The sequence below is a fragment of the Candidatus Pelagibacter sp. HIMB1593 genome (assembly GCF_052047755.1).
In the GTDB taxonomy this organism is placed as follows: domain Bacteria; phylum Pseudomonadota; class Alphaproteobacteria; order Pelagibacterales; family Pelagibacteraceae; genus Pelagibacter.
Map to the genome: position 1 here is coordinate 1329457 of NZ_JBNAJK010000001.1, position 14084 is coordinate 1343540.

The 14084-nt window shown below is 30.9% G+C and carries 15 protein-coding genes; 2 read left to right on the forward strand and 13 right to left on the reverse strand.

Annotation, left to right across the window (positions count from 1 at the left end):
• Positions 1-28: 28 nt before the first annotated feature.
• Positions 29-1267, reverse strand: a complete 1239-nt coding sequence (locus tag ACTTA0_RS07040) for an amino acid ABC transporter substrate-binding protein (protein WP_075506247.1) — start codon at positions 1265-1267, stop codon at positions 29-31.
• Positions 1268-1351: 84 nt separating this feature from the next.
• Positions 1352-1966, reverse strand: coding sequence for a LysE family translocator (locus ACTTA0_RS07045; RefSeq protein ID WP_440634279.1), 615 nt, complete (start codon positions 1964-1966; stop codon positions 1352-1354).
• A gap of 124 nt (positions 1967-2090) precedes the next feature.
• Here ACTTA0_RS07045 and ACTTA0_RS07050 point away from each other — a divergent pair, with 124 nt between their 5' ends.
• Positions 2091-2387 (forward strand): TIGR03643 family protein, encoded by a 297-nt coding sequence (locus ACTTA0_RS07050; RefSeq protein ID WP_440676552.1) that lies wholly within the window; start codon positions 2091-2093, stop codon positions 2385-2387.
• A gap of 3 nt (positions 2388-2390) precedes the next feature.
• On the forward strand, positions 2391-2648 hold the full coding sequence (gene grxC / locus ACTTA0_RS07055; protein WP_440653768.1) for a glutaredoxin 3: 258 nt from the start codon (positions 2391-2393) through the stop codon (positions 2646-2648).
• A gap of 8 nt (positions 2649-2656) precedes the next feature.
• On the opposite strand, the gene msrB is transcribed toward grxC, so the two are convergent.
• The 11 genes from msrB to ACTTA0_RS07110 all read right to left on the reverse strand — a co-directional run bounded on the left by msrB (position 2657) and on the right by ACTTA0_RS07110 (position 14071).
• On the reverse strand, positions 2657-3031 hold the full coding sequence (gene msrB / locus ACTTA0_RS07060; protein ID WP_440657045.1) for a peptide-methionine (R)-S-oxide reductase MsrB: 375 nt from the start codon (positions 3029-3031) through the stop codon (positions 2657-2659).
• Complete coding sequence (locus ACTTA0_RS07065; RefSeq protein ID WP_440676553.1) at positions 3032-3925, reverse strand: histone deacetylase family protein; 894 nt, start codon at positions 3923-3925, stop codon at positions 3032-3034. It abuts the gene before it with no gap.
• 2 nt (positions 3926-3927) lie between these two features.
• Positions 3928-4878 (reverse strand): D-2-hydroxyacid dehydrogenase family protein, encoded by a 951-nt coding sequence (locus ACTTA0_RS07070; RefSeq protein ID WP_440676554.1) that lies wholly within the window; start codon positions 4876-4878, stop codon positions 3928-3930.
• The gene (locus tag ACTTA0_RS07075) at positions 4871-5767 is read right to left on the reverse strand and encodes a DMT family transporter (protein ID WP_440676555.1); all 897 of its coding nucleotides are present in this window, start codon (positions 5765-5767) and stop codon (positions 4871-4873) included. Before ACTTA0_RS07075 ends, ACTTA0_RS07070 begins: the two co-directional genes overlap by 8 nt.
• Positions 5768-7009: an NAD(P)/FAD-dependent oxidoreductase gene (locus tag ACTTA0_RS07080; RefSeq protein WP_440676556.1), complete on the reverse strand. Its 1242-nt coding sequence runs from the start codon at positions 7007-7009 to the stop codon at positions 5768-5770.
• 68 nt (positions 7010-7077) lie between these two features.
• The gene (gene rodA, locus ACTTA0_RS07085; protein ID WP_440618100.1) at positions 7078-8202 is read right to left on the reverse strand and encodes a rod shape-determining protein RodA; all 1125 of its coding nucleotides are present in this window, start codon (positions 8200-8202) and stop codon (positions 7078-7080) included.
• A complete protein-coding gene (gene mrdA, locus ACTTA0_RS07090; protein ID WP_440676557.1) occupies positions 8202-10106 on the reverse strand; it encodes a penicillin-binding protein 2 in 1905 nt (634 codons plus the stop codon). Before mrdA ends, rodA begins: the two co-directional genes overlap by 1 nt.
• Entirely contained in the window at positions 10099-10617 is a 519-nt protein-coding gene (gene mreD, locus ACTTA0_RS07095; protein WP_440676558.1) for a rod shape-determining protein MreD, read from the reverse strand. The genes mrdA and mreD overlap by 8 nt, the downstream gene beginning before the upstream one ends.
• Complete coding sequence (gene mreC / locus ACTTA0_RS07100) at positions 10617-11462, reverse strand: rod shape-determining protein MreC (RefSeq protein ID WP_440676559.1); 846 nt, start codon at positions 11460-11462, stop codon at positions 10617-10619. Before mreC ends, mreD begins: the two co-directional genes overlap by 1 nt.
• Positions 11463-11465: 3 nt before the next feature.
• The gene (locus ACTTA0_RS07105) at positions 11466-12500 is read right to left on the reverse strand and encodes a rod shape-determining protein (RefSeq protein WP_262590321.1); all 1035 of its coding nucleotides are present in this window, start codon (positions 12498-12500) and stop codon (positions 11466-11468) included.
• On the reverse strand, positions 12500-14071 hold the full coding sequence (locus tag ACTTA0_RS07110) for a 2-isopropylmalate synthase (protein WP_440672092.1): 1572 nt from the start codon (positions 14069-14071) through the stop codon (positions 12500-12502). Before ACTTA0_RS07110 ends, ACTTA0_RS07105 begins: the two co-directional genes overlap by 1 nt.
• Positions 14072-14084: the final 13 nt, after the last annotated feature.

Below are 14084 nucleotides of genomic sequence, written 5' to 3' on the forward strand. Positions count from 1 at the left end.
TATTACTAGGGGGCTCAATTTTTAATTATTATCTTTCAGACCACTTGGGCATTGGGTGAATTAACTTAGCAGATGCCCATTTTAATGGAGCAACAACTTTGTTTTCACACTTACCAGCATCATCACACATTACTTGGAAAAGTACCATTGGCTTATCAACGTTCTGACCGCCAGGTGCAAATTTAATATTTCCATAGAATGTTTGCATGTTAGTAGCTGCAAGAGCATCTCTTACTTTCTTTTGATCAAAAGAATTGGCTCTTTCAAATGCATCTTTGAACACCAATAACGCAGCTGAAGACTCAGCAGATTGGTAAGGTGGATCATATCCAAACTCTTTCTCAAAGTCTGCAGCATAGGTCATTCCATCCTTAAAGAAATCATCTTTATAAGTTAGAGATTTATGCCATTGAGAAGCACATAGTGCATACTGAGAATTAGCACCATGTTGTTTTGATAATTTCGCTGCATCACAGTGAGTCATAGCCAACATCGGAACATCAACCTTCATTTCGGCAATTTGTCTTACTGCAGTCAATGCACCTTTAGTATGACCTGATACAACTAGAACATCTGGTTTCATTTGTTTAACTTTAACCAAAGTTGCAGCCATATCATTTAACTCTTTAGGCAGTTTGTCATCGATGATGATTTCAGATCCAGTTCTTTCTGCGGCATCTAAAATACCTAATCTAACATCTTGTGAAAAAGCATCTTGTTCAAATGCTTGAGCAATTCTTACTGGTTTTCCACCATTTAGCTCAACTGCTGTTTCAATTGCTACATCAAGATATAAGTTTGCCGGAGCTAATACTGCAAATAGATATTTGTAACCTTTGGTAAACAAAGATCTAGAAGCACCATTCGCCTCTACCATTGGAACACCATATTTTTCAGTTACAGGTGCAATAGCTTTTGTAAGACCTGAACTGTATGGGCCAAGCATAAACTCAACACCATCTTGTGAAATTAATCTTTCTGCAAGCTGTGCAGCTCTCTTAGGGTTTGATTCATCATCGTAATAGATAATGTCAAACTTATAAGTTTTTCCACCAACTTTTACACCACCCATGCTATTAATTCTGTCAACGGCCATGTTATAACCATTTTGAGTATGAACACCATTTGATGAGTACTTACCAGTTAAGGAAATTGCAGCACCTAAAATAATTTTGTCACCAACTACTTTTGCAAAAGATGCAACAGAAGTTGAAAATAAAATTACTAATGCAGAAACAAAACTTAAAATTATTTTATTTAACTTCATTTTATTTCCCCTTTAATTAATTAAAAACTAATTAAATAAACAATTTTCACACAATGCAAGTGGGAATAAAGACATAGTATGAGTTTAATACTGTTGTGTAATAACAATAATTCCAGCAATAATGACTAAAACACTCGCTGAAATTGTATTAATAGTTTTCGGATTTGCAGTAATCCATTTAATCAATTTTTGTGCAAGTATTGCATAACCAATCAAGGATAAAAAATCTAATACAATGTAAGTTGTAATTAAAATTATAAATTGACTTAAAAGATTAGAACTAAAATCAATAAATTGTGGAAATATAAAAGGAAAAAACATCCATGCCTTAGGGCTAGTTCCTGCAACTAAAAACCCATCTCTAAAAAAAGATAAATTGCTTTTTGTAATTTCTTCCTTATCTTTTAAGTTTTTTGGGCGAGACTTATAAATATCATAAGCAAGATACAAAATGTAAAGAACTCCAATCCATTTGAAAATATTAAGAATTAATGAATTTTCTGAAAAAAAAGAACCTATTACAAAAATTACCAAAGTCGCTTGAATTAAATTTGCAGTAACATCACCAAGTGCTGACCAAACACATTTCCCTACACCATAATTCATTGAATAAGAAATTATAACTATTCTTGGAGTACCAGGGGTAATGAACAAAAAAATGATGATTTGTAAGTAGAGTATAAATTCTAAAGGAAGCATATTTTTAAAGAGAAGATAGTCCTTAAAAACCGGGAGCTAAAGATGGCTAAGAAGGACTATCTAGGTAATAATATCAGAGGGTAAAAAAAATGCATTAAATTTTTTTTTCAAATATAAAGGGTTTATGAAAAAAAAAGGGTACACCCCGGTTACCAAAGTTAAGAATCCTGAACCCAACATTGACGACCCAGACTGGGTAATTTGGGCAGCTTGGGCAGACCGCATTACTTTTGAGGAAATTGAAAAAAAAACAGGTAAGCGAGAATCTGATGTAATTAAAATTATGAGAAGATCTCTAAAACCTTCTTCATTTAGATTGTGGAGAAAAAGAGTAAATCAAAAAAGCATTAAGCATAGGAAAAAATTTGAATATTCTAGAAAAGAAATCACTAGTAAAATTAAAAAAGGTGACTATCTATAGGTCATGAAAAAAATTACTATGTATACAGGTCCGCTATGTAACTATTGCGAAGCTGCGAAAAGATTATTAACAAGAAACAACGCTCCATATACCGAAATTGACATTTCAAAAGTTGAAGGCGCAATGGATGAAATGATTAAAAAAGCAAATGGAAAAAGAACAATTCCACAAATTTTTTTTGATGAGCAGCATATAGGTGGCTATGACGAAGTAAGAGCTCTAGAAAAAGAAAATAAACTTCAAGATTTGTTAAAAAATTAAAATTATTTTTAAACTTTTGGTTTAAAAACTAAACAGACACCATTATTACAATATCTTTTCCCTGTTGGTTCTGGACCATCATCGAATATATGTCCATGGTGACCACCACATTTTTTACAATGATATTCTGTTCTTCCATAACCTAAATGATAATCTGTTTTTGTTTCAAATACATCTGGCAAAGATTCATAAAAGGATGGCCAACCAGATCCACTTTCATATTTAGAATTTGAATCAAATAATTTCTCACCACAATTTGCGCAATGAAAACTTCCTTCTCTTTTTTCATGATTAAGTTCACTTGATCCAGCAAGTTCTGTGCCTTCCTCAAACAAAATTAATTTTTGTTCTGCTGTCAGGTTTGGATTAATTTTTTTTGTCATTTAAATATATTTAGCACAAGTTTGATGCAGTATAGAGTGCAATTCTACTAATTTTTCAAAATCTTTATTGTATCCTCCTCCTAAAACTCCACAAAAAGGTATTCTTTTTGAATAAAAATTTTCTATTACTAGCTCATCTCTTAATTTTACACCTTGATCGGAAATTTTTAATTTACCTAATCGATCATTAAAATGAATATCTACTCCTGCAATATAAAAAACAAAATCAAAATTTTCTTGATTTAACTCTGTTAAATAGTGCTTTAACGTTTTGATGTAAGTATCATCCTCTGTGTTATCTTCTAGTTCTACGTCTAAATCACTAATAGATTTTTTTGCAGGATAATTAGTTTTTGAATGCATGCTAAATGTAAAAACGTTTCTATTTTCTTTAAAAATATCTGAATTGCCATTTCCTTGATGAACATCAAGATCTACAATTAAAATTCTATTGGCCAGACCCCTGTTAAGTAAATAATGAGCTGCAACCGCTACATCATTAAATACACAGAAACCAGCACCACCATTGTAATTAGCGTGGTGACTCCCCCCAGCCGTATTACAAGAAATTCCATAATTAATTGCAAGTTTTGATGCCAAAACAGTACCTCCTGTTGCAACCAAAGATCTCTTAACAACACTATCTACCAAAGGAAAACCTATTTTTTTAACACCATCTTTATCTAAAGTTTTATTTTTGATATCGCTTATATATTTTTCAGAGTGAGCAAACTTTAATGTTTCAGATGAGCATGGATAAGGTTTGTGAAACTTTTTGACTACGTTTTTTTTAATTAAATAATTTGCAAGTTCACTAAATTTCTTTATTGGAAATTTATGATCATCTCCAATTTTTGCAAAATAATCTTCGTGATTTACAACTGGTAACTCCATGGTTACTCTAAAACTCTAATTGGCTTTCCATTAACACAAGCCTCTAATCCCTCAATCATTTGATTGTAAAAAATACTGTAATTTTCTGCTGTTACATATCCTATATGTGGAGTTAACAAAGCGTTAGGTAAAAATCTTAATTTATTATTTTCAGGCAAAGGCTCTTTTTCATAAACATCAATTCCAGCTCCAGCAATTTCATTAGTTGATAATGCTATAATCAAATCATCTTCATTAACTATTGGACCTCTTGAGGTATTAATTAAAAAAGCTGTCTTCTTCATATTGTCTAACTCTTTTAATGTTATGCAATCTTTGTATCTCTCTCCACCTTGAACATGAATAGATAAAACATCTGAGTTCTTAATTAAATCATCTTTGCTACATGGCAAGACATCTAGCTCTTTGCATTTATCTAAACTTAAATTTTCACTCCAAGCCATAACTTGCATTCCAAAAGCTTTTCCAATTTTTGCAACTTCACTTCCTACTCTTCCCAATCCTATTAATCCTAATATTTTTCCTTTTAGCTCAACACCAATAGTAGTTTGCCAATATCCTTGATACATATTATCAAACTCTTCTTTAAAGTTTCTAGCTAAACCAAGAATTAGTGCCCAAGTAAGTTCAGGAGTAGGATTGATATTAATATCTGTCCCGCAAACTAAAATTTTTCTTTTTTTTGCAGCTTCTAAGTCTATAGATCTATTTCTTAATCCACTCGTGATAACAAATTTTAAATCACTTAAATTATCAATAAGATTTTTTGTAATTGGAGTTCTTTCCCTCATTATCAAAAGAGCCTCAAAATCAGCTAGTTGTTCAATAGCGTCTGCTTCGTCTACAAAAGGTTCACTGAAAATTTTAAATTCATATTTTCCAGATAATTTTTCTAAATCAACAAATTGTTGAGCAACATTTTGGTAATCATCTAATATAGCAACTTTAAGCATTTTTAATTTTTTTGTTTGATAAAAATAGACCTAATATAATTAAAATAGACCCAATTAAATGAAAAAATAAAAATTTTTCATTAAAAAGTATAATTGCAAAAATTGTGCTGAATAATGGAATTAATGATAAAAAAACTCCTGCCCGATTAGCTCCAATTATCGCAACAGCACCTGCCCAACAATAGTAAGAGCCAATACTTGGAAACAAAGCAATATAAAATAAAATATAAAAAAAGTTACTATTTATCTCTACAACTTTATCTTGAATTATATCTATAAAAAATAGAGGTAAAAGAAATATTAGGCCAAAAGTGCATATGATTTGCACAAGGGCAAGTAGAGAAACATCAAAATTTCTTTTTTTTAAATATGCTGAATAAACTCCCCATGCAATTATCGCACCTATCATAAATAAATCTCCTTTATTAAAATTTAAAGAAAGCAAAATATTAAGATCCAATCTCGTGATAATAGCTAAAATACCTAATACAGAAATAAACAGGCCTGATAATTGAAAAATATTTGTTTTTTCAATTTTTAACAAAAAACAAACTAAAATTATTGTAACTGGTATTGCAGTATTAAAAAGAGATGCATTAATTACTTGGGTATGATTTAAAGCATTATAAGTAAATGAAGTAAATATACAAACACTGGTAAAACCAAGGATAAAAAATAAAGATAAATTTTCTTTAATTTTATACTTTAATTTAAATATCTCCTGATAGGTAAAGGGAAATAAAATTATCCACACAAGACACCATCTTAAAAATGAAAGAGTATTTGGTGGTATGTTTTGCAAGTATGCAAACTTCGCAATTGTAAAATTGCCTGCCCAAAATAATGTTGCACAAACCAACATTAAATATGCTTTGGCGTTCTGACCCACTTAGCTAAATCTTAACGAACTATAAGGTTTTAAGTCTAAGTTTGTATTTTCGTTCGCAATCATTCCTGAAACAATCTTTCCAGAAATTGGGCCTAAAGTCCATCCTAAATGATGATGTCCAAAACAATAATAAACATTTTTATAATTTTTTGATGGCCCCATGACAGGTAAAAAGTCTGGTAAAGTTGGTCTAAATCCCAACCACTCATCCTCATGCTCGGGCAAATCACCAAGCATATATTTTGCATTATTAATTAAATTTTTTATTCTAGATTTTGACAAAGGATTTTCTAATCCACCAAATTCAACTGTACCAACTACCCTTAATCCTTGTTCCATTGGTGTAATTCCAAAACCACGGTTTGAAAATATTACTGGTCGGCTTAATAAATGATCACAGTTTTTAAAATGGACATGGTATCCTCTTTCAGTATCTAGAGGAATTTTTTCATCTAAATTATCAGTCAATTTTTTAGAAAAAGCGCCGCAAGCAATTACTGCTTTATCAAAAACATAACTTTGTGTTTCAGTTTTAAAAATTGGTTTTTCCTCATCAAATTTTATATCTTTAATATTTACTTTGTTAAACTTTCCACCTTTTTGTAAAAATAGATCAAATAATTTTAAGAGAATTCTTTTTGGATTTCGAGCATGTCTTGCATAAGGATAGTAAACTCCAGCATGATAGAAAGGTTTAATATGGGGTTCTAAATCATGAATTTCAGCTTTATTAACTAGTTGCTGCTTTACTCCCAGTTCATCTCTAACTCTAATTTCTAATTCCCTACTTTTTAAATCTTGATCATTCCAGATATAAAGTATTCCTTTGTTTTCCACTAATCCTTCAAGATCTATTTCATCAAATAATTCATCATAAGCTGGTAATGCTAAATCTAAAATTTGATGCATATTTTTTGCAGTATGCATCATCTTAGTTTTTGTAGTGTTCATGATAAATTTCATGAACCATGGAATCATTTTTGGAACGTAATTCCATTTTAAAGCTAGAGGACCAGTTGAACTTAATAACATAGCCGGAACATCCGCTAAGACATCAGTTCTATTTAAAGAAAGTGAAGCATAAGGCGAAAAATGTCCTGCATTTCCATAAGAGGCAGCTTGGCTTCCTGGATTATCTCTATCAAATATTGTTACATTAAATCCCTTTTTTTGAAGGAACAATGCATTTGATACACCTTGGATACCTGCACCAACTATTCCAACCTTAATGTTCTTATTCATAAGGGCTTTATACAATTAAAAAATTAAAGTTTCATAGTGACAAATTATGCTTAATTAAATTAAATATTTTAAGCAATCATCTGTTTGTGATTTATCTTGGCGCTAAGAACAATACCAAATCCGATCATAGTTGCTAACATAGAGGAACCTCCGTAGGACATTATCGGTAATGGAGAACCAACAATTGGCAATAAACCTAAGACCATTGAAAGATTTACAACAATGTAAATGAATATTGCAAAAGCAAATCCAAAACAGAATAACCTTGAAAAATTACTTCTTGAGATAGCGCCTATTCTCAAAATTCTGATAATGATAATTGAATACAAAATTAATAACCCTACTGATCCTATAAATCCAAACTCTTCAGAAAATAAAGTGAATATAAAATCAGTATGTTTTTCAGGTAAAAAATCCAAATAACTTTGCGTGCCTTTTAAAAAACCTTTGCCCTCTAAGCCACCAGAACCTATTGCTATTTTTGACTGAATTATTTGATAACCAGCGCCCAATGGATCTCTATCAGGGTCTAAAAAAGTCAATATTCTCAATTTTTGATAAGGCTTTAAGAAAGAAATTACAAAAGGTAGTGATATTAAAAAAACTATAAAAGAATAAATAAAATATTTTATCTTAACGCCTCCCAGCCATAAAACAATTAGTCCACTTGATGCAATGAGAATTGAAGTTCCTAAATCTGGTTGTGAGAGCACCATAATAATTGGTATTAAAATTATAGTAATAACTGTCATGATACTTGTAACTGAGTTTACATTTTCAATTTTAACCCTGTGATAATATTTTGCTAAGCAAAGTATAATTGCTATTTTCATTAACTCGGATGGCTGTAAATTAAATAAATATAAATCCATCCATCTTCTTGAGCCTGATGATTTTATTCCAAAAAAAGAAACATAAATTAGTAGAAGAATTACAGCTATATAAAACAAGTATGATAAGTTGTGCCACCATCTAATATTAAAAAATGCAATTAAAATCATTAAAGGGAAAAAAACTACTATTTTACTAAAATGACTTTTTGTATGAAATAGAATTTCTCCTCCATCTGTTGAGTACATCACAAATAAACTTAATATTGAAAGTAAAAATATACTTATCAGTAAAATATAATCTAACTCTTTAACCTTTTGCCAGAAAGTAAGTTCGTTATTTAATCTATCATGTTGAAACATCAAATTTCTATTTCCTCAAAATTTTTTTGTTTATTTCTTAGATCGTTTCTATCAATTATTAATTTGAACAATTCTTTTGCAATTGGTGCTGCAGTTTTACTTCCTGAGCCACCATGCTCAACTATAATACTTAATGCGTATCTTGGATTAATATACGGACCATAAGCAACGAATAATGCGTGATCTCGATCTTTATAAGGGATTTGCTCAATTTTAAGATCAAGTTCTCTTTCTCGCATACTAATTCTCTTAACCTGCGCAGTTCCAGTTTTACCAGCAAATTGATATTTTGGATCGTCTATTCTAGATTTGTATGATGTGCCGTATAATTCATTAGTTGAACTAAACATGGCCTCTTGAACAATTTTTATATTTTTAGGATTCTCAAATAATTTTTTTTCTTCAGAAAATAAAGGCCCTTCTTCAAATTTATTTTTAGCTTCTTCGAAAGAAACAGCATTATTATCAACTATTATTCTTGGTTTTATAGAGTAGCCTCCATTAGCAATCTGAGCTGTCATAAGGCATAATTGAAGTGGAGTTGTTTGAGTGTATCCTTGACCTATTCCAGTTATTAATGTTTCACCAAGAACCCAACCTTTTCCAAGATTATTTTTTTTCCATTTAGTGTTTGGAAATAAACCTGATTTTTCAAAATCAAAATAATCTCCTAACACTTTTTTACCAAGGCCAAATTTTTCAGCTGTAACATTTAATCGATCTACTCCTAGTAATCTTGCAACTTCATAAAAATAGGTATCACATGATTGTTTCATTGCATTTTTTAAACTTACAAATCCATGACCTTTTTCTTTCCAACAGTGAAAAGTCTGTCCATAGAGTTCCATCTTACCAGTGCATTTAACTTTAAAATTTGGACTAACAATTTTATTTTCTAAAGCAGATAAAGCTACAATTGGTTTTATTGTAGATCCTGGAGAATAAAGTCCTGCAAGTGTCTTATTTACTAGTGGTTTTAATGGATTATTTCTAATTAATGCCCAATCATCATTGCTTATACCAAATAAAAATTTGTTTGGGTCGTAGGATGGAGAAGAGTGCATTGCTATGATATCACCCGTATAAATATCCATTACACTTATTGATCCAGCTCGGTCATTTAAAAGTTTTCCACAAGCTTTCTGAACCTCCGTATCAACAGTTAATCTTACTCTTAAACCTTGTTTTCCTTTTTGATGCTCAAGTTGATTAATTCTTTTCCCATAAGCGTTTACTTCATATCTTTGGATAGCATTTGTACCAATCAAGTAATTTTCTAAAGTTTTTTCTAAACCTAATTTTCCAATTTTCATACCTGGAACAAATCTTTCTTGAACAGTTTCATTAGCTAAAATCTCTTCCTCATTAGGTTGGCTGACATATCCTAGAATATGAGTATAAGTTTCGCTAAAAGGGTAATTTCTTGAAATAGTCATAACTGGTTTAACACCAACTAAGTCATATAAATAATTATTTATTTTTAAAAAATCACTCCAAGATAAATTTTCAGAAACAATAATACTTTCCCAAGGTTTTAATTTATTTTTTGATTTTACAATTTTTTCTATTTTTTTATCACTCAAGTTAAGTAGAGTTTTTAATCGACTTAACAAATAATTGAAGTTTTCAACTTGTTCAGGAATTATATGAAGTTGATATACTTTTAAATTTCCAGCTATGACATTGCCAAAATAATCCACTATATCGCCTCTTATTGGTGGCAACTTCCACTCTCTAATTCTATTTTTATCTGAAAGAGTAAGATATTTTTTATTTTCATTAACTTGCAGAGAAAAAAGTCTGGCTATAATTCCTGTAAAAATAATTACTTTTGCAGCACCAATAATAAACATCCGTCTATTAATTACGTCTGTTTTTCTAATACCTGAATTACCACTAATCATTCTGTTTATTTGAAATATTGTTATTTAAAATGTTAAATAAAATAAAAAATAATGGGTAAAATAGAAAAGTAAAACCAGAGTTTATTAAGTAGTCCATATAATCTACCTGATATAAAAATACTAAGTCTAAAATTATTACTTGAATTGAATTGATAAGCAAAACAGCAATAATAAAAGAAAGCCAATCATTTATGAATTTTGGACTTAGTGTAATTTGTCTAATATACGAGGTAATGGCACAGATTAGTAAATAACAAAAACTGTTTATTCCAATTGGAATACCAATTACTACGTCGTTAATAATTCCTGCTAAGAAAATTGAGAAATATCCTAAGTTATCTGGATTTCTTAAGGTCCAAAAAAAAATTAAAATAAAAATGAAGTTGAATGAAAAATAATCTAACTTTAAATAATTAAAGTCAAATTCATTAAACACTGAAAAAAACAAAAGAATAATTGGCAAATATGAGAGGAATGATCTAAAAAATGTGCTTTTATTCAATGAAGCCATTATTGACCCTCCCCTATTTTAAATTCTACAATCTTTACAAAACTTAATTGTCCAAAATCAGAAAAAAAACTTAGTTGATCTGAACTATTCGTTATTTTACCAACTGGAATACCTGGTTTAAAAATACCGGCAAGACCAGAGGTATATACAACAGCCTCTTTTTCAATCTGATTTTCTTTGTACTCATCTTTGGTATATTCGATTACTCCATGATCCTTACCAGTTCCAGAGGCTACAGCTTGTAGAAATGGGGGCTGAATTACTACTGGTATTTTGCTATTTAAATCTGACAGAAGTAGAGCTCTTGAATTTGAATAATTTACCTCAATAATCTGACCGACTAAATAATTTCGATCCATTACTGCCATTCCCATTTTTACATTGTCTTTAGTCCCTCTATTCAAGACTATTGATTTTAAATATGGACTTTCTCTGTCAATTAAAACTCTTGCAAATATATCTTCTGAATTTATGCTTTCATCAATCAACTCTCTAAGTCTTTTATTTTCAGCAGTTAAAATAGTATTTAATACTTTAATCTCATCTGCATTCTCTATTTTAATTAATTGGTTTTGATGATTTTTATAAAAATCTAGGTGTGATTTAATTTTAGATATTACCTCATCAATTTTATTTTCTGGCACTGATACAACATAAGAAGATCTATATATTACTTCGTTAATTCCTAATTTAACAAGTTGAATTGGTTTAAAATTAAAATTACTTAAAATTATTATAACAACAGATAAAATAATTAAGCTTATAAGCGAAAATTTTTGTTGATCTTTCTTTTTTAAAAAAACTGATCTTAAGGCAATTACAAAGTCGTCTCTGCCTTTTACCATCTTTTAATATTCAGATAACATAGTAGAAAAAGTTTCTTCCTGATCCAAAGCCTTACCAGTTCCAACTGCAACACAAGACAATGGATCATCAGCAACATGTACTGGTAAACCTGTTTCCTTTGAGAATCTTTTATCAATATTTTTTAATAAAGCTCCGCCACCTGTTAAAGTAAGACCCATATCTACTAGGTCGGCGGATAATTCAGGAGGAGTGTTTTCTAAAGCATCTTTGATTGCACTAACCATTTCTTTCAATATATCATTTAGTGCTTCAGCAGTATCTTCCTCGGTAATATTTACTTCTTTAGGAGTACCTGATCTTAAATCTCTACCTTTTACTGGATAAGTGTTAGTTCCTGTTGGAACAGCTGTACCCATTTCCTTTTTAATTTTTTCAGCAGTAGTATCTCCGATAAGCAAATTGTATTCTTTTCTCATATAATTAACTATTGCTGTATCCATTGCATCGCCCGCAACTCTCAAAGATTTAGAATAAACCAATCCACCTAGTGACATGACTGCTATCTCACTGGTACCACCCCCTATGTCAACAATCATTGACCCTGTGGCTTCAGAAATCGGAAGTCCAGCTCCAATAGCTGCAGCAATTGGTTCTTCAATTAATTGAACTCTTCTTGCTCCCGCAGCTAATGCGCTGTCTTGAATTGCTTTTCTTTCAACCGGTGTTGAACCAGTTGGTACACATATTAAAATTCTAGGATTGGCGAAAGTACTTCCTTTATGAACTTTTTTTATAAAGTGTTTGATCATCTCTTCTGTAACTATAAAGTCTGCTATAACACCATCTCTTAAAGGTCTGATAGCACTAATGTTCCCAGGGGTTCTTCCAAGCATTGTTTTGGCTTCATCTCCAACAGCTAAAACATTTTTCTTTCCGCCTTGATCAACAATCGCAACAACAGAAGGTTCATTAAGAACAACACCTTTTCCTTTTAATACTACTAGTGTATTTGCTGTTCCAAGATCAATCGCCATATCTTGGCTCCATACCTTTTTAACGCTATCGAATAATCCCATTATATTCCCCTTACCTTTTGACTTTCTTGCTCCATTGGAGCTGTTTTATCTCGTTTAATTATCATTTTATTTAAAGCATTTATGTAAGCATTTGCAGAAGCAACTAAAGTATCAGTATCTGCTGCTTGACCTACAGTAGTTTTTCCATTTTCCTCAATTTTTACACTAACAGTAGCTTGAGCGTCAGTACCTTCAGTTACAGCATGCACTTGATAAAGCTGTAAATTTACATCATGAGGATAAAGAGTTTTTATACATTTAAATATTGCATCAACTGGTCCATCCCCAGTTTCTGAAGCTTGTTTTACATCTCCGTATACATCCAAAGTCATCTCTGCTTTTTGAGGTTCTCCTGTGCCGGCAAATACTTTTAATGATTTTAAGTTAATTGCGCTAACTTTATTATCAACTATCAAACTATCATCGACTAATGCAATAATATCTTCATCATAAACATGTTTTTTCTTGTCTGCTAAAACCTTAAACTTTGCAAATGCATTTCCTACCACATCATCTGTTAAATCTGGATAACCCAAACTGTTTAATTTATCTTTAAAAGCATGACGACCAGAATGTTTACCCATTACTAATGAAGTTTGTTTAACTCCAACACTCTCTGGGGTCATAATTTCATAAGTCTGTCTATTTTTTAACATTCCATCTTGATGAATGCCTGCCTCATGGGCAAATGCATTTTTTCCAACAATTGCTTTATTATATTGGACTGGAAATCCAGTAGCATTTGAAACTATCTTTGATGCTTTGCTTAATAAAGTTGTGTTAATTCCAGTATCGTAAGGCATTAAGTCTGGTCTTGTCTTAATTGCCATTACAACTTCTTCTAATGCAGCATTACCTGCTCTCTCACCTAAACCATTTATAGTACATTCAATTTGTCTTGCTCCTGCTTGAACACCAGCTAAAGAATTAGCTACTGCTAAACCTAAATCATTGTGGCAATGAGTAGATAAAATTGCTTTATCAATATTAGGAACTTTATTTAAAAGTGTTTCAATGATCGTTGTAAACTCAGATGGTATTGTATAACCAACAGTATCTGGGATATTAATTGTGGTTGCTCCATTTTTAATTGCAAGCTCGACTGTTTTACACATATAATCCATATCAGTTCTTGTCCCATCTTCACATGACCACTCAACATCATCAGTAAATTTTCTTGCATAAGAAACGTGTTTTCCAATTGACTCATAAACATCTTCAGGTGACATATTTAATTTATGCTTCATATGTAATGGACTTGTAGAAATAAAAGTATGTATTCTAAATCTAGGAGCATGCTTTAGTGCTTCATAAGCTCTATCAATATCTTTTACTGAATGTCTAGACAATCCTGCTGGTATAGAATTTTTTAAAATCTTACTAACTTCAGAAACTGCCTCAAAATCTCCTGGTGATGCTATAGGAAAACCCGCTTCGATAATATCAATTCCCAGTTCATCAAATACTCGAGCAATCTGAATTTTTTCTTCCAAACTCATTGATGCGCCAGGTGATTGCTCACCATCACGCATAGTCGTATCAAATATAAAGACTCTATCTTTGTCGCTCATAATAAAAATTTTT

What these genes read in the sequence shown, in the direction of transcription:
- ACTTA0_RS07040 (WP_075506247.1), bottom strand. Translation starts at nt 1,267, where the DNA reads ATGAAGTTAAATAAAATAATTTTAAGTTTTGTTTCTGCATTAGTAATT.
- ACTTA0_RS07045 (WP_440634279.1), bottom strand. Translation starts at nt 1,966, where the DNA reads ATGCTTCCTTTAGAATTTATACTCTACTTACAAATCATCATTTTTTTG.
- ACTTA0_RS07050 (WP_440676552.1), top strand. Translation starts at nt 2,091, where the DNA reads ATGAAAAAAAAAGGGTACACCCCGGTTACCAAAGTTAAGAATCCTGAA.
- grxC (WP_440653768.1), top strand. Translation starts at nt 2,391, where the DNA reads ATGAAAAAAATTACTATGTATACAGGTCCGCTATGTAACTATTGCGAA.
- msrB (WP_440657045.1), bottom strand. Translation starts at nt 3,031, where the DNA reads ATGACAAAAAAAATTAATCCAAACCTGACAGCAGAACAAAAATTAATT.
- ACTTA0_RS07065 (WP_440676553.1), bottom strand. Translation starts at nt 3,925, where the DNA reads ATGGAGTTACCAGTTGTAAATCACGAAGATTATTTTGCAAAAATTGGA.
- ACTTA0_RS07070 (WP_440676554.1), bottom strand. Translation starts at nt 4,878, where the DNA reads ATGCTTAAAGTTGCTATATTAGATGATTACCAAAATGTTGCTCAACAA.
- ACTTA0_RS07080 (WP_440676556.1), bottom strand. Translation starts at nt 7,009, where the DNA reads ATGAATAAGAACATTAAGGTTGGAATAGTTGGTGCAGGTATCCAAGGT.
- rodA (WP_440618100.1), bottom strand. Translation starts at nt 8,202, where the DNA reads ATGTTTCAACATGATAGATTAAATAACGAACTTACTTTCTGGCAAAAG.
- mrdA (WP_440676557.1), bottom strand. Translation starts at nt 10,106, where the DNA reads ATGATTAGTGGTAATTCAGGTATTAGAAAAACAGACGTAATTAATAGA.
- mreD (WP_440676558.1), bottom strand. Translation starts at nt 10,617, where the DNA reads ATGGCTTCATTGAATAAAAGCACATTTTTTAGATCATTCCTCTCATAT.
- mreC (WP_440676559.1), bottom strand. Translation starts at nt 11,462, where the DNA reads ATGGTAAAAGGCAGAGACGACTTTGTAATTGCCTTAAGATCAGTTTTT.
- ACTTA0_RS07105 (WP_262590321.1), bottom strand. Translation starts at nt 12,500, where the DNA reads ATGGGATTATTCGATAGCGTTAAAAAGGTATGGAGCCAAGATATGGCG.
- ACTTA0_RS07110 (WP_440672092.1), bottom strand. Translation starts at nt 14,071, where the DNA reads ATGAGCGACAAAGATAGAGTCTTTATATTTGATACGACTATGCGTGAT.